Below are 14,571 nucleotides of genomic sequence, written 5' to 3'. Positions count from 1 at the left end.
CCATGCAAGGCGCACAGCTCAGACATCAGCCTCCCGCACCCGGCCGCAAGCCGGTGCCACGGGGTGCCAGCCGAATGGTGGCGAAAGAGCCGATGTCCGCGCGCCTGCCCAAAGCCAATTTCGGCTTTGTGAAAAGCCTGTTCTGGCCGGTGTTGCTGGTGGCGTTGGGATTCGGCACTTACGAAGGTGCGCAGCGTTTGCTGCCGTATGCGGATCGGCCGATCACCAAAGTCGCGGTGCAGGGCGACCTGAGCTACATCAGCCAGCAAGCCGTGCAGCAGCGAATCGCTCCGTACACGGCGTCGAGCTTCTTCACCATCGACCTGGCAGCCATGCGCACCGAGCTTGAGCAGATGCCATGGATCGCCCACGCCGAAGTGCGGCGCGTGTGGCCGGATCAAGTGGTGATCCGCCTCGAAGAACAGCTGCCCGTGGCCCGTTGGGGTGACGAGTCGCTATTGAACAACCAGGGCCAGGCGTTCACGCCCAGGGAACTGGCGAACTACGAACACCTGCCGCAGCTGTTCGGCCCACAACGGGCCCAGCAGCAGGTGATGCAGCAATACCAGGTGCTGAGCCAAATGCTCAGGCCGCTGGGTTTCTCGATCGCACGCCTGGAATTGCGTGAACGAGGCAGCTGGTTCCTGACCACCGGTGCCGGCAGTTCCGGCCCCGGTATCGAGTTGCTGCTGGGACGCGGCAACCTCGTGGAAAGGATGCGCCGCTTTATCGCCATCTATGACAAGACGCTCAAAGAGCAGATTACGAACATTGCGCGCATCGATCTGCGCTACGCCAACGGCCTTGCTGTTGGCTGGCGGGAACCTGTAGCGCCGACGACAGCCGAACCCGCTGTCGCAAAGAATTAAGAAGAGGCAGGACCCATGGCAAACGTGCAAAGCGGCAAAATGATCGTCGGTCTGGATATCGGCACCTCCAAAGTGGTGGCGCTGGTAGGCGAGGTCGCGGACGACGGCACGCTCGAAATCGTCGGGATCGGTACCCATCCGTCCCGCGGCCTGAAGAAAGGCGTGGTGGTCAATATTGAATCCACCGTGCAATCGATCCAGCGCGCCATCGAAGAAGCGCAGCTGATGGCCGGCTGCCGCATCCACTCGGCATTCGTCGGCGTGGCCGGCAATCACATCCGCAGCCTGAACTCCCACGGCATCGTGGCAATTCGTGATCGCGAAGTCAGCTCCGCCGACCTGGAGCGCGTACTCGACGCCGCTCAGGCCGTGGCGATCCCGGCTGACCAGCGTGTGCTGCACACCCTCCCGCAGGACTACGTGATCGATAACCAGGAAGGTGTCCGCGAGCCACTGGGCATGTCCGGCGTGCGTCTGGAAGCCAAGGTTCACGTGGTCACCTGCGCCGTCAACGCCGCACAGAACATTGAAAAATGCGTGCGCCGCTGCGGTCTGGAAATCGACGACATCATTCTTGAGCAACTGGCCTCGGCTTACTCGGTACTGACCGACGACGAAAAAGAGCTGGGTGTGTGCCTGGTCGACATCGGCGGCGGCACCACCGACATTGCGATCTTCACCGAAGGCGCGATCCGTCACACCGCCGTGATCCCGATTGCCGGTGATCAAGTGACCAACGACATCGCCATGGCGTTGCGTACCCCGACCCAGTACGCGGAAGAGATCAAGATCCGCTACGCCTGCGCGCTGGCCAAACTGGCCGGTGCCGGCGAAACCATCAAGGTGCCGAGCGTTGGCGACCGTCCACCGCGCGAACTGTCGCGTCAGGCTCTGGCTGAAGTGGTTGAGCCGCGTTACGACGAACTGTTCACCTTGATCCAGGCCGAACTGCGTCGCAGCGGCTACGAAGACCTGATCCCGGCCGGCATCGTGCTGACCGGCGGCACGTCGAAGATGGAAGGCGCCACTGAACTGGCCGAGGAAATCTTCCACATGCCGGTGCGCCTGGGCGTTCCCCATGGCGTGAAAGGGCTGGATGACGTAGTGCGCAACCCGATTTATTCCACTGGCGTTGGCTTGTTGATGTACGGCCTGCAAAAGCAGTCCGACGGGATTTCGTTCTCGGGCATCGGCAGCCGCGACAGCTACAGCAGCGAAGAGCCACAGGCGCCGTTGCTGGACCGACTGAAAAAGTGGGTTCAAGGAAATTTTTAAAACAGCTTCGAGCTTTGAGCTTTGGGCTGTAAGAGCAAGCAATACCGCAACAAAAATGCAGTAGGCGAAAAAAACTAGAGAATGTAAGGAGAGGGAAAATGTTCGAACTCGTAGACAACATCCCCGCAAGCCCGGTAATCAAAGTTATCGGTGTTGGCGGTGGCGGCGGCAACGCTGTCAATCACATGGTCAAGAGCAACATCGAAGGCGTTGAATTCATCTGCGCCAACACTGATGCTCAAGCGCTGAAAAACATCGGTGCGCGTACCATCCTGCAACTGGGCACCGGCGTGACCAAAGGCCTGGGTGCTGGCGCGAATCCTGAAGTCGGCCGCCAAGCCGCTCTGGAAGACCGCGAGCGCATCGCTGAAGTACTGGCCGGCACCAACATGGTGTTCATCACCACCGGCATGGGCGGCGGTACCGGTACCGGTGCTGCGCCGATCATCGCCGAAGTGGCCAAGGAAATGGGCATCCTGACCGTCGCTGTCGTAACGCGTCCGTTCCCTTTCGAAGGCCGCAAGCGTATGCAGATTGCCGACGAAGGCATCCGCATGCTCTCCGAAAGCGTCGACTCGTTGATCACCATTCCCAACGAGAAGCTGCTGACCATCCTCGGTAAAGACGCAAGCCTCTTGTCGGCTTTCGCCAAAGCTGATGACGTACTGGCCGGTGCCGTTCGCGGTATTTCCGACATCATCAAGCGTCCGGGCATGATCAACGTCGACTTCGCTGACGTTCGTACCGTGATGAGCGAAATGGGCATGGCGATGATGGGTACTGGCTGCGCAAGCGGTCCGAACCGTGCACGCGAAGCCACCGAAGCGGCTATCCGCAACCCGTTGCTCGAAGACGTGAACCTGCAAGGCGCACGCGGCATTCTGGTGAACATCACCGCCGGCCCTGACCTGTCTCTGGGTGAGTACTCCGACGTGGGTAGCATCATCGAAGCCTTCGCTTCCGAACACGCCATGGTCAAGGTCGGTACCGTTATCGATCCGGACATGCGTGACGAATTGCACGTTACCGTCGTTGCTACCGGTCTGGGCGCGAAAATCGAGAAACCTGTGAAGGTCATCGATAACACTGTCCACACTTCCATGTCGGCTGCTCAGGTTCAACAATCTGCGCCCGCTCGTCAGGATGCGCCGGCAGTGAATTATCGTGATCTGGATCGTCCGACCGTCATGCGCAACCAGGCCCAGGCCGGTGCTGCGGCTGCCGCGAAGATGAATCCGCAGGATGACCTGGATTACCTGGATATCCCTGCATTCCTGCGTCGTCAGGCCGATTGATGGAATGTATCAGGGCTATGAAGGTGATTGGTGTTCAGCAAAGGCATGGTCTGCTATCATCGCCAGCCTTTGTTGATACCAGTTCGCAATTTGCGCTGAAGCGGCCCAAGCCATGATTAAACAACGCACACTGAAAAATATTATCCGTGCCACAGGTGTAGGCCTGCACTCCGGGGAGAAGGTCTACCTGACCCTCAAGCCTGCGCCTGTCGACACTGGCATTGTGTTTTGTCGCGCTGACCTCGACCCTGTGGTGCAGATTCCTGCCCGCGCGGAAAACGTCGGTGAAACCACTATGTCGACCACGCTTGTTAACGGTGACGTCAAAGTGGACACGGTAGAGCACTTGCTCTCGGCCATGGCTGGCCTGGGCATCGATAACGCCTACGTCGAGCTCTCCGCGTCCGAAGTCCCGATCATGGATGGCAGCGCCGGACCTTTCGTATTCCTGATTCAATCGGCTGGCCTGGAAGAACAGGACGCCGCCAAGAAATTCATCCGCATCCTGCGGGAAGTGACAGTGGAAGACGGCGACAAGCGCGCCACTTTCGTCCCTTTCGAAGGGTTCAAGGTGAGCTTCGAGATCGATTTCGATCATCCGGTTTTCCGGGATCGCACCCAAAGTGCAAGCGTGGATTTTTCCAGCACTTCGTTCGTAAAAGAAGTCAGCCGCGCCCGTACCTTTGGTTTCATGAGTGACATCGAGTACCTGCGCAAGCACAACCTCGCACTCGGCGGCAGCGTTGAAAACGCGATCGTGGTCGATGCGGACGGTGTACTGAACGAAGACGGCCTTCGCTATGAAGACGAATTCGTGAAGCACAAGATCCTCGATGCAATTGGCGATCTGTACCTGCTGGGCAATAGCCTGATTGGTGAGTTCAAGGGCTTCAAGTCCGGCCACGCACTGAACAACCAGCTGCTGCGCAAGTTGATTGAGCAGACAGATGCCTGGGAAGTGGTGACGTTCGAAGACGCCAGCACCGCACCAATCTCTTACATGCGCCCGGTTGCGGCGGTGTAAGTAAAAAACCTCTCTAGTTTTTTGAAGGCCACCTTTGGGTGGCCTTTTTTTATGATCGAAAATTGATGTCGTTAGTGCGGGCCTCATCGCTGGCAAGCCAGCTCCCACAGGGTTTTGAGGACAACAGAAACCGTGGGAGGAGGCTTGCCAGCGATAGGGTCGGTAAATTCGAAACAAATCCTAACGATTCACGACCACCTGATTACGTCCCGCTTCCTTGGCCTGATACAACGCTTTGTCCGCCGCAAACAACAATTGCTCCATCGTCATTTCACTACCCGACGTCCAAATGCTTATCCCGATACTCACCGTTACCGGTCGCTCTGCATCCTGCACCGAAGGCAACTGCTCGACCGCCAGCCGTATGTTTTCGGCAATCAGCGCCGCACCCGTGGCATCGGTTTCGGCCAGGATCACCGAAAATTCCTCACCGCCATAACGCGCCACCAGATCGCTGGGTCGCCGAACATTCGCAGTGATGACCTTGGCCATTTCACGCAGCGCCTGATCTCCCGCCTGATGCCCATGACGGTCGTTGAACGCCTTGAAATGGTCGGCGTCGATCATCATCACCGACAGCGGTTTGCCGGAGCGTTGGGCGCGAAACCATTCGTGGCGCAAGGTTTGATCGAGCATCCGCCGATTGGCCACGCCGGTCAGGGCGTCAGTGGCTGCCAGTTGCGCCAGTTCGCGCTCGGCGTGATGACGCAGACGCAGCTCCCGCGCCAGTAGCCAGGTCAGCCATAACAGACCGATGCACAACACTCCCGTGGCACCGCTGATGATGACCGCCGTGCGCCGCCATGCACCAAACACTTCATCACCGGACAGCGCGACGATTACCGTCAACGGCAGGTTGCCCACTCGTGAGTACGTGTACAGGCGTTGTCGATCATCAATACTCGAAACGCTGCCGAAACTGCCGTTGCCGTCCCCATCGCCGAGGATACGGATCACGTTAGGCCGATTGGCGAAACTCTTGCCGACAGAGTCACTTTGCAAATACGGCTTTTGCGCCAACAACACACCATCGTTATTGATGATGTTCAGGGTGCTGTCGCGGCCGATGTCGAGGCTGTTGAACAGCTCATCGAAATAGTTGAGTTTCATCGAGGCGACCGCCACGCCAATGAATTCACCCGTGCTCGAAGACATGCGACGGCTGAAACTGATTCGCCATTGCTCAGCCTCTTCGCAATTGCAGCGGGTCTTGAACGGGCGACTGATGAACAGACCAGCGTCACGGTTGAAGGCATGAGCAAGAAAGTAATCACGATCAGCGAAGTTGCCGGGCTTGGGCTTGATCTGTGACGAGTCAGCGACCACCTCGCCGTGCTTGTCCAGAAGCAGGATATCGCCCTTGAAGCGCGCTACGGTGGCGCGGTCAAACAGTGCCAGATGGCGGATCTGCGGCGAAACGGTTTGCAGGTCGTCGCGCTGGGCAGCGGCGATCAGCCCTTGCAGCGTCAGGTCGTAAAGCTCCACGGTGCGCAGCACATCGGCATCGATCAGTTGCGCAATGGTCGTGGCGCCGCGTGTGGAAGACTCTAGCGCACTGGCATGCTCGCGAATCAGCAGGAACGTAACGATGCACACAATCGCGAACACACCGAGCAAACTGCCAGCGATCAGCATCACTTCGGGGCGTCCGGTCGTTCCTGCTGGGCTTTGGGTGCGACTCGCGATCATCTTAGGTTATCGGTTAGAGGGTTACTGTAAGCGTAGTAGCTTACATGCCTCTGCCGAGAAGAAGGCCAGCTTCATTGCCAATGCGGGAGCGTGCCTGCTCGCGAAGGGGTCTTTCGATCCGGTATCAATGTTGTCTGACACTGCGCTTTCGCGAGCAGGCTCGCTCCTACAGGGTTACAGGGTTACAGGGTTAATGGCGTTGGTTAAAAAATGTTGATGGGGTAGTCGACGATCACGCGGTATTCGTCGGTGTCCTGATCCAGCACACCATAGCCGTTGCCTCCACGGTTGGTCGCCCATTGCAGGCGCACTGCGAGGTCTTTGGCCTGGCCGCTCTGCACGACGTATTTCACATCGATATCGCGTTCCCAGTGTTTGGCGTTGCGCCCGTCGGCGCTGTACCACGAGCCGTAGCCCGGGCTGTCGGCGTCGACCTTGGTCAGATCCACGGTGCCGCGCGAGTAAGACACACCGGTTGTCAGGCCCGCAATTCCCACGCCTTCGAAGTCATAGTCGTACTTGAGTTTCCACGAGCGCTCGTTCGGGCCGTTGAAGTCCGAATATTGCTGGGAATTGTCGAGATACACGCTGTCGCCCTGACTGATGTAGTCGAACGGCGTGTTGCCGTTGACCCGCTGATACGCGGCCGTGACGCTGTGATGACCGACGCCGACGGTGAAGTGCAGGCTGTAGGTGTTGTTGTCGATGTGGCCGAGCAGTGCATCGCCGGTGTCTTGCGTGTGATAGAAGTGCAGACCCGGGTTGAGGCTAATCAGGTCGCTCAGCGTCCAGGTGTAGTCCAGGTCGTAGTAATACTGGTTCCAGATGTCTTTCAGCTCGGAGGCATACAAGCTGCTGGTCAGCCCTTCGACGCCGCTCCAGGCCACGCCGGCCCAGTTCAGATGACGGCTTTCGTCACCTTCTGCCAAGCTGCCGTACGACGTGCCGATACGGGTGTGGCCGCTCTGGTTGTACGGCTTGGTGAAACTGGCCTGCCCACCTTCGATCAGCCAGCCGTCGAAGCTGTGGTTGGTCAGGCTGATGCCGCGAAACGTCTGCGGCAACATGCGCGTGTCGCCACCGGCAATCACCGGATTGGTAAGAAACAGATCACCGGCCTTCAACTCCGTATCGAACGCACGCATCTTCAGCGTGCCGCCAGCGGTTGAGAACGAAGACGGCGCTTTGCCGTTGCCATCGCTGATCGGCAGGATGCTGGAGCCGTCCGTACCGCCACCGCCATCAAGCTTCAACCCGAGCATGGCGTGAGCATCGACGCCAAACCCGACCGTGCCTTCGGTGTAACCGGATTCGAAGATGCCGAGAAAACCCTGGCCCCACTCGATGTTGTCGTCGGCCTGCTGCAGGCGATTGCGGTTCATGTAGTAGTTGCGGGCGTTGAGATTAAGGCTTGAGCCTTCGACGAAACCGGTTTTATCGGATTCGCCGGCATGGGCGGTGGGGGCGATCGTTGCGGCAATTGCAATGAATAACGGGGTGAAACGGACGGGAAAACGCACGTGCAATAGAGCTCCTTGGGTCAACGGACACTTCCAGGAAACGAAGTGCCGGGGTCGTTCTTATTGGAAGACGAACCGGACAGCTTTCAGACCACAACGAAAAAAGGCCGCTGAAAGGCAGCGGCCTGGAATGACGACGATTGAACGGGAAGAGCCAAACAATCGCGTCGAGGGAAACGAAGCGATACGTGAATCAGCTGTCTTTGCCGACTGACGATTGAGCTTGGGAAGCGGCGGCCTGAGGGGCTTGCGTGGCGTCTTTGGTCTTGGCCATCATTTCTGCCTGATGCTGCTCGTACGCTTGAGCGCGTGCGCCGTTTTGTGCCACGAACGCTTGCGATTCCTCGGCCATGGCCAGAGGCGACAGGAACAAAGAGGACATAACGAAAGCGCTGGCAATACCCATACTGTTGGACATCTTGAAAACCTTCTTGCTTGGCAAGTGCTGTTTGGTGCGGGCAAAGATAAGGTTGCCGGGCGTTGGGAAACAGCGTGATTTTCATAAATGACTGTTGCAGCGGGAGCAAAGATCAAAAGATCGCAGCCTGCGGGAGCTCCTACAGGGCATGCTCTTCACGTCGGGTCAGATCGGCAAATAAATCCCGAACGTATTCATCCCGCGATCACTGCGCACGAACACATCGCCGCCATGCATCAACGCAATCGCTTTGACAATCGCCAGCCCCAACCCATGGTTGTTGCCGCTGTTGCTGCGCGACGCATCAACCCGGTAGAAGCGCTCGAACAAACGCGGCAGATGTTCACGAGCAATCGGCGCCCCTGGATTGGCCACGCCGATGCTGACCTGATGCTCGCCCACCTCAATCTGCACTTCTATCACCCGGCCCGGCTCGGTGTGCTGCACCGCGTTACTGAGCAGATTGATCAACGCCCGACGCAGATGCGCAATTTCGATCTGCACCTGAGCGTCGCCACGAACCTGTACCTGCACCTGAGCGTCTTCAAGGATGAAATCCAGATACTCAAGCGTGGTCGCCACTTCATCCGCCAGCGACGTGGAGGTCAGTTTGGTCGCCTTGCTGCCCTGATCGGCGCTGGCCAGAAACAGCATGTCGTTGATGATAGAGCGCAAGCGTTCGAGTTCTTCGAGGTTCGATTGCAGCACCTCGAAATAATGCTCGGCGGAGCGTCCGCGCGTCAGGGCGACCTGGGTCTGGCCGATCAAATTGGTCAACGGCGAGCGCAGTTCGTGAGCGACATCGGCATTGAACGATTCCAGGCGTGACCACGCCAGTTCAACGCGCTCCAGCGTGGCATTGAATGAGCTGACGAACTGTTCCAGTTCCGGCGGCAACGGTGACAGGCGCAAGCGCCCGGAGCGTAGGGGCGGCGCCAGGCGCTGGGCTTCGTCTGACAGTTTGATCAACGGCTTGAGACCGATCCGCGCGACCCAATAACCCAGCGCCGACGCCAGCAGTACACCGATGATCGCAAGGCTGATCAGCGCGATCAGCAAGTGGTGCTGAGTCTGATGAAAGGTCTCGGTATCGATGCCGATCATGAAACGCAGCGGCGGGCGCTGATCCTTGGCCGCAAACTCGCTGACCAGGACTTTTAGCGGGTAGGGCTGATCGGGCAATTGCAAATCGCGCATGCCCAGGGGCCCGTTGGCGAAGTCGCGGATCTGCGGGGTGAAATTGCCGTACTCATAGTGCGGATCGCCGCTGCTGATCCAGAAACTGATGCGCTTGTCTTCCTCGCCCAGCAGCTTGAGCTTGTTGTTGATCTTGACCCAATGCTCCGGCGTGCCGAACCGGCCGACCGTGGATTCCAGCACGCTGTAGCGTGCATCCAGCTCGGCTTCGGGCAGCAACCCCAAACCCTTGTCGACCTGCTGATACAGCGCACCACCGATCAGCAAAAACACCAGCAGCGCCACCAGCGTGAACATCCCGCTCAGGCGCAGCGCGATCGAGTTACTGGACACCACGGCTCTCCAGCACGTAACCCATTCCGCGAATGGTGTGCAGCAGTTTTTCGTCGAACGGCCCGTCGAGCTTGGCCCGCAGACGCTTGATCGCAACTTCGACGACATTGGCGTCGCTGTCGAAATTGATGTCCCAGACCATTTCTGCAATCGAGGTTTTCGAAAGGATTTCGCCCTGACGACGGGCCAGCACGCTGAGCAGGGAAAACTCCTTGGCGGTCAGATCCAGGCGCGTGCCGGCGCGGGTTGCTTTGCGACTGATCAAATCGATCCACAGATCGGCGATGCTCACCTGCACCGGTTCATGCCCGCCGCTGCGGCGGGTCAGCGCTTGCAGGCGCGCCACTAATTCAAGGAAGGAAAACGGTTTGCCGAGGTAATCGTCGGCGCCATCACGCAGGCCTTTGATCCGGTCTTCGACCCGCTCGCGAGCGGTGAGCATGATCACCGGAGTTTGCTTGCGCGCCCGCAATGCGCGCAGCACGCCGAAGCCGTCCAGACCCGGCAACATCACGTCGAGGACAATCACCGCATAGTCGCTTTCCAGCGCCAGGTGCAGGCCCTCAACGCCGTCGCGGGCCCGATCCACGGTGTAACCCTGTTCGGTCAGGCCGCGGTGCAGGTAGTCCGCGGTTTTTTCTTCATCTTCAATCACTAGAACGCGCATGACCCGCCTCAGTCTGTTGTCGCCATTGCCGGTGAAGGCATCGGTTTAGGCCGATGGAACAGCCGCTCAAGCCACAAGTATATGACCGGCGTGGTAAACAGCGTCAGCATCTGGCTCACCAGCAAGCCGCCGACCACCGCGATACCCAGCGGTTGGCGCAGCTCGGAGCCGGTGCCGTAACCGAGCATCAGCGGCAGCGCACCGAGCAGGGCGGCGAGGGTGGTCATGATGATCGGGCGGAACCGCGTGATGCACGCTTCGAAAATCGCATCCTGAGGCGACAACCCTCGATTACGCTGCGCCTCCAGCGCAAAGTCGATCATCAGAATGCCGTTTTTCTTGACGATGCCGATCAGAAGCACCAGGCCGATCAGCGCCATGATCGAAAAGTCCTGCCCACAGATCCACAGCATGATCACCGCACCCAGGCCTGCCGCCGGTAGCGTTGAGATGATCGTCAGCGGATGCACGAAACTCTCGTAAAGCACGCCGAGAATGATGTAAACCGCCACCAGCGCCGCCAGAATCAGCCACGGCTGACTCGCCAGCGAACTCTGGAACGCCTGGGCCGCGCCCTGGAAGTTTCCGCTGATCGCCGTCGGCATACCGATTTCAGCTTTGGCCTGATCGAGCAAAATCACCGCATCGCCCAGCGCCACGCCGGGCGCGAGGTTGAACGACATATTGGCTGCGGGGAACATGCCGTCATGGGCGATGGACAGCGGGCCAATGGTCGGCGCGTCGAATTTCGCCAGTGCCGACAGCGGCACCATTTCGCCGCTCAACGGCGAGCGCAGGTAGAAATAGTTGAGACTCTCGGCCTTGCCGCGCTGTCGGGTGTCCAGTTCCAGAATCACGTTGTACTGGTTGATCTGGGTCTGGAACTCGTTGATCTGCCGTTGGCCGAACGCGTCGTACAGCGCTTCGTCGACATCGCTCGCGGTCAGGCCGAAACGCGCGGCGGCGCTGCGGTCGATGGTGATGTGGGTGATGCTGCCGCCCAATTGCAGGTCGTTGGAAATATCGCGAAACGCCGGGTTGCCGCGCAGTTTTTCGGTCAGGCGCTGCGTCCAGGTCGCGAGAGTCGCGCCGTCGTTACTCTTGAGTACATATTGATATTGCGCGCGGCTCGGGCCGGAGCTGAGGTTGATGTCCTGGCCGGCGCGCAGGTAGAGGACGATGCCCGGGACGTTCATCAGTTTCGGCCGGATGCGGTCAATGAACTGACTGGCCGAGACGTCGCGGTCGCCGCGTTTTTTCAGGGCGATCCAGAAGCGGCCGTTGGCAATGGTCTGGTTGCTGCCCGACACGCCCACCGAGTGGGAAAACGCTTGCACGGCTGGGTCGGCGGCGACGATTTCGGCCATGGCCAAGTGTTTTTTCACCATGTCTCCGTAGGAAATATCCGCTGCCGCTTCGGTGGTGCCGAGCACGAAACCGGTGTCCTGGATCGGGAAAAAACCTTTTGGGATAACAATGTAGCCGCCAATGGCCAGCGCGAGGGAGAGGCCGAACACGCCGATCATCAGTTTTTGATGGGCGAGGGCGCGGCGCAGGCCTTTTTCGTACCAGGCCAGCAGGCGCTCACTGAAACCCGGTTTGGCGTTGGTGTGATGCACCGGTTTGCGCATGAACAGCGCCGCGAGTGTTGGCGCCAGCGTCAGTGAGACCACTACGGAAATCATGATCGTCGAGGTGGCAGTCAAGGCGAATTCCTTGAACAAGCGCCCAACCACGCCGCCCATGAACAGCAGCGGAATGAACGCTGCCACCAGCGAAAAACTGATTGAAATTACGGTGAAGCCAATCTCGCCGGCGCCCTTGATTGCCGCTTCGCGCATGTCGTCGCCGGCCTCGAGATGGCGGTGAATGTTTTCCACCACCACGATCGCATCGTCGACCACAAACCCCACGGCCACCACGATGGCGACCAACGTCAGGTTGTTCAGGCTGAAGCCCATCACGTACATCAGCGCAAAACTGGCGACCAGCGACACACCGAGCACGGCGGACACAATCAAGGTCGCCGACAACTGACGCAGGAACAGCGCCATCACCGCCACCACCAGCAGGATTGCGATCAGCAGGGTGATTTCCACTTCGTGCAAAGACGCACGGATGGTCTGGGTACGGTCGATCAGCACTTTGACTTGAACCGACGCTGGCAGCATGGCCTCAAGTCCCGGTAAAGCGGCCTGAATGCGATCCACGGTTTCAACGATGTTCGCGCCGGGCTGGCGGGAGATCACCAGGTTCACACCCGGTTGATCGCCGGCCCAGGCCTGCACGTAGTCATCTTCCGAACCGTTGACGACTTTGGCGACATCTTTCAGGTGAACCGGGGCGCCGTCCTTGTAGGAAACAATGAGCTGGCTGTATTCCTCGGGGTGAAACAACTGGTCGTTGGTCGACAGTGTGGAAATGCTCGACTCGCCGTACAGCGCGCCTTTGGCGAGGTTGAGGCTGGTTTGCTGAATTGCCAGGCGAACGTCGGCGAGGGTCAGGCCGATGGCGGCGAGTTTGTCCGCCGAGGCCTGCACGCGAATCGCCGGACGTTGCTGGCCGGTGATGTTGATTTGGCCTACACCGTCGATCTGACTGATCTGACGCGCCAGCAGGGTCTCCACCAGGTCACTGAGTTCGGTGCCGGGCATTTGTGTCGAGCTGACGCTGAGGATCAGCACCGGGCTGTCGGCCGGGTTGACCTTTTTCCAGGTCGGCAGCGTCGGCATGTCCTTGGGCAACTTGCCGGCGGCGGTGTTGATCGCTGCCTGCACTTCCTGAGCGGCGGTATCAATGCTCTTGTCGAGGGTGAATTGCAGGGTCAGCAGGCTTGAGCCTAACGCACTGCTGGAGGTCATCTGGGTCATGCCGGGGATGGCGCTGAATTGCACTTCCAAGGGCGTGGCCACGGACGAAGCCATGGTGTCGGGGCTGGCGCCGGGCAATTTTGCCGACACTTGGATGGTCGGGAATTCGGCTTCCGGCAACGGCGCGATGGGCAAGCGTGGAAACGCGATCACGCCGAGCAGTACCAGGGCAAAGGTCAGCAGAATTGTGGCGACCGGGTGATTGATGCACCACGTCGACACGCCGCGATGAGCCTTCATGGCTTGGGCCCCGTTTGCACCACTTGCGGCGGTTCAGTCATGACCTGAACCGTCGAGCCGGGCTTGAGTCGCGATTGGCCATCGCTGACTAATATATCCCCAGGGTTCACGCCTTTGATGATGTCCTGGCCGCTGCCTTGATAAACCATTTGCACTTGTACGGCTTCAACCTTGTCACCCTTCACCCGGTACACGAAATGTTGATCGAGACCGCGCTGTACGACGGTGGGTGGCACGACCAGCGCATCTTTATCCAGTGCTGTCTGAATCTTTACCGTGACCAGCAGGCCAGGCCACAGCTTCTGCCCCGGATTGTTGAATTCTGCCTTGGCGCGGATGGTGCCGGTGTTGGCGTTGATCTGGTTGTCGATCAGGGTCAGGTGGCCTTCGCCCAGCAGGTTGCCGGTTTCGCCATCGGTGTCGGCGCCGATGTAGGCCTTGACCTGCGCGTGCTGCGGATCGCTGATCAGGCCTTGCAGGGTCGGCAGCATTTGCTGGGGCAGGGAGAACTCGACGGCGATCGGGTCGATCTGAGTCACGGTGAACAGGCCTTGGGTGTCGGTCATGCGCAGGAAGTTGCCTTCGTCGACGGTACGAATGCCGACGCGGCCGGTGACCGGGGAGCGGATCTGCGTGTAGGAAAGCTGTACCTGCGCGGCATCAATTGACGCCTGATTGCCTTGGGCGGTGGCTTTCAATTGGTTGACCAGGGCTTGTTGCTGGTCGTAAGTCTGTTTCGATACGCCGTCGTCGACGCTCAGCAGTTTGTAGCGTTTGAGGTTGACGAGAGCCACTTGCAGTTGTGCCTGGCTTTCGCCCAGTTGCGCCCGGGCCTGGTCGAGGCTGGCGCGGATCGAGCGGTCGTCGATGGTGGCGAGCAGGTCGCCCTGTTTAACCAGTTGCCCTTCTTTCACCAGGATTTTGGTGAGGATGCCGTCAACCTGGGGGCGCACGATGACGCTGTGCAAGGAGAGTACCGAACCGATGCCGCTGGTGTAGCGGGGGACGTCTTTGGCGCTGACATTCACGACTCGTACCGGGATGGCGTTAGGCGCGGTCAGTTTGGTCGGGGCGGGTTTGCTCAGTTGCCATATGCCCAGGGCTGTGGCGGCGATCAGCAGGGCGGCGAACAGGGCGGGTTTTTTCTGGATTCGCATGGGGTGGGGCGCCAAGG

The 14,571-nt window shown here is 59.3% G+C and carries 11 protein-coding genes; 4 read left to right on the top strand and 7 right to left on the bottom strand.

The genetic code is table 11. The annotated features are described in order from the left end of the window. Positions 1 to 2 precede the first annotated feature (2 nt). From GIW69_RS22130 to lpxC, 4 genes are all read left to right on the top strand, one after another. A complete protein-coding gene (locus GIW69_RS22130) occupies positions 3 to 869 on the top strand; it encodes a cell division protein FtsQ/DivIB (protein ID WP_236484903.1) in 867 nt (288 codons plus the stop codon). Between the two features lie 15 nt (positions 870 to 884). Then, positions 885 to 2,144 carry a cell division protein FtsA gene (gene ftsA, locus GIW69_RS22125; RefSeq protein WP_123535679.1) on the top strand — a complete coding sequence of 420 codons (1,260 nt, stop codon included), beginning with the start codon at positions 885 to 887 and terminating at the stop codon, positions 2,142 to 2,144. Between the two features lie 98 nt (positions 2,145 to 2,242). After that, positions 2,243 to 3,439: a cell division protein FtsZ gene (gene ftsZ / locus GIW69_RS22120; RefSeq protein WP_236484902.1), complete on the top strand. Its 1,197-nt coding sequence runs from the start codon at positions 2,243 to 2,245 to the stop codon at positions 3,437 to 3,439. Between the two features lie 112 nt (positions 3,440 to 3,551). Next, complete coding sequence (gene lpxC / locus GIW69_RS22115; protein ID WP_007939852.1) at positions 3,552 to 4,463, top strand: UDP-3-O-acyl-N-acetylglucosamine deacetylase; 912 nt, start codon at positions 3,552 to 3,554, stop codon at positions 4,461 to 4,463. A gap of 180 nt (positions 4,464 to 4,643) precedes the next feature. Here lpxC and GIW69_RS22110 read toward each other — a convergent pair whose 3' ends face one another. From GIW69_RS22110 to GIW69_RS22080, 7 genes are all read right to left on the bottom strand, one after another. Further along, positions 4,644 to 6,152 carry a sensor domain-containing diguanylate cyclase gene (locus GIW69_RS22110; RefSeq protein WP_236484901.1) on the bottom strand — a complete coding sequence of 503 codons (1,509 nt, stop codon included), beginning with the start codon at positions 6,150 to 6,152 and terminating at the stop codon, positions 4,644 to 4,646. A 203-nt stretch (positions 6,153 to 6,355) separates the two neighbouring features. Next, the gene (locus GIW69_RS22105) at positions 6,356 to 7,672 is read right to left on the bottom strand and encodes an OprD family porin (RefSeq protein WP_236484900.1); all 1,317 of its coding nucleotides are present in this window, start codon (positions 7,670 to 7,672) and stop codon (positions 6,356 to 6,358) included. Between the two features lie 193 nt (positions 7,673 to 7,865). Next, complete coding sequence (locus GIW69_RS22100; RefSeq protein WP_236484899.1) at positions 7,866 to 8,090, bottom strand: hypothetical protein; 225 nt, start codon at positions 8,088 to 8,090, stop codon at positions 7,866 to 7,868. Positions 8,091 to 8,255: 165 nt separating this feature from the next. Beyond that, a complete protein-coding gene (locus GIW69_RS22095) occupies positions 8,256 to 9,620 on the bottom strand; it encodes a heavy metal sensor histidine kinase (protein ID WP_236484898.1) in 1,365 nt (454 codons plus the stop codon). Further along, positions 9,610 to 10,287, bottom strand: coding sequence for a heavy metal response regulator transcription factor (locus GIW69_RS22090; protein WP_236484897.1), 678 nt, complete (start codon positions 10,285 to 10,287; stop codon positions 9,610 to 9,612). Before GIW69_RS22090 ends, GIW69_RS22095 begins: the two co-directional genes overlap by 11 nt. A gap of 8 nt (positions 10,288 to 10,295) precedes the next feature. Next, entirely contained in the window at positions 10,296 to 13,397 is a 3,102-nt protein-coding gene (locus GIW69_RS22085; protein ID WP_236484896.1) for a multidrug efflux RND transporter permease subunit, read from the bottom strand. Next, positions 13,394 to 14,554 carry an efflux RND transporter periplasmic adaptor subunit gene (locus GIW69_RS22080; RefSeq protein ID WP_236484928.1) on the bottom strand — a complete coding sequence of 387 codons (1,161 nt, stop codon included), beginning with the start codon at positions 14,552 to 14,554 and terminating at the stop codon, positions 13,394 to 13,396. Before GIW69_RS22080 ends, GIW69_RS22085 begins: the two co-directional genes overlap by 4 nt. Positions 14,555 to 14,571 lie beyond the last annotated feature (17 nt).

Source organism: Pseudomonas syringae, from assembly GCF_021605415.1.
GTDB lineage: Bacteria > Pseudomonadota > Gammaproteobacteria > Pseudomonadales > Pseudomonadaceae > Aquipseudomonas > Aquipseudomonas syringae_S.
This window is presented reverse-complemented; position numbering and strand designations above follow the sequence as displayed.

Excerpts from the sequence above, each read along its gene's own strand:
- GIW69_RS22130 (WP_236484903.1), top strand. The coding sequence starts at position 3 with ATGCAAGGCGCACAGCTCAGACATCAGCCTCCCGCACCCGGCCGCAAG.
- ftsA (WP_123535679.1), top strand. The coding sequence starts at position 885 with ATGGCAAACGTGCAAAGCGGCAAAATGATCGTCGGTCTGGATATCGGC.
- ftsZ (WP_236484902.1), top strand. The coding sequence starts at position 2,243 with ATGTTCGAACTCGTAGACAACATCCCCGCAAGCCCGGTAATCAAAGTT.
- lpxC (WP_007939852.1), top strand. The coding sequence starts at position 3,552 with ATGATTAAACAACGCACACTGAAAAATATTATCCGTGCCACAGGTGTA.
- GIW69_RS22110 (WP_236484901.1), bottom strand. The coding sequence starts at position 6,152 with ATGATCGCGAGTCGCACCCAAAGCCCAGCAGGAACGACCGGACGCCCC.
- GIW69_RS22100 (WP_236484899.1), bottom strand. The coding sequence starts at position 8,090 with ATGTCCAACAGTATGGGTATTGCCAGCGCTTTCGTTATGTCCTCTTTG.
- GIW69_RS22090 (WP_236484897.1), bottom strand. The coding sequence starts at position 10,287 with ATGCGCGTTCTAGTGATTGAAGATGAAGAAAAAACCGCGGACTACCTG.
- GIW69_RS22085 (WP_236484896.1), bottom strand. The coding sequence starts at position 13,397 with ATGAAGGCTCATCGCGGCGTGTCGACGTGGTGCATCAATCACCCGGTC.
- GIW69_RS22080 (WP_236484928.1), bottom strand. The coding sequence starts at position 14,554 with ATGCGAATCCAGAAAAAACCCGCCCTGTTCGCCGCCCTGCTGATCGCC.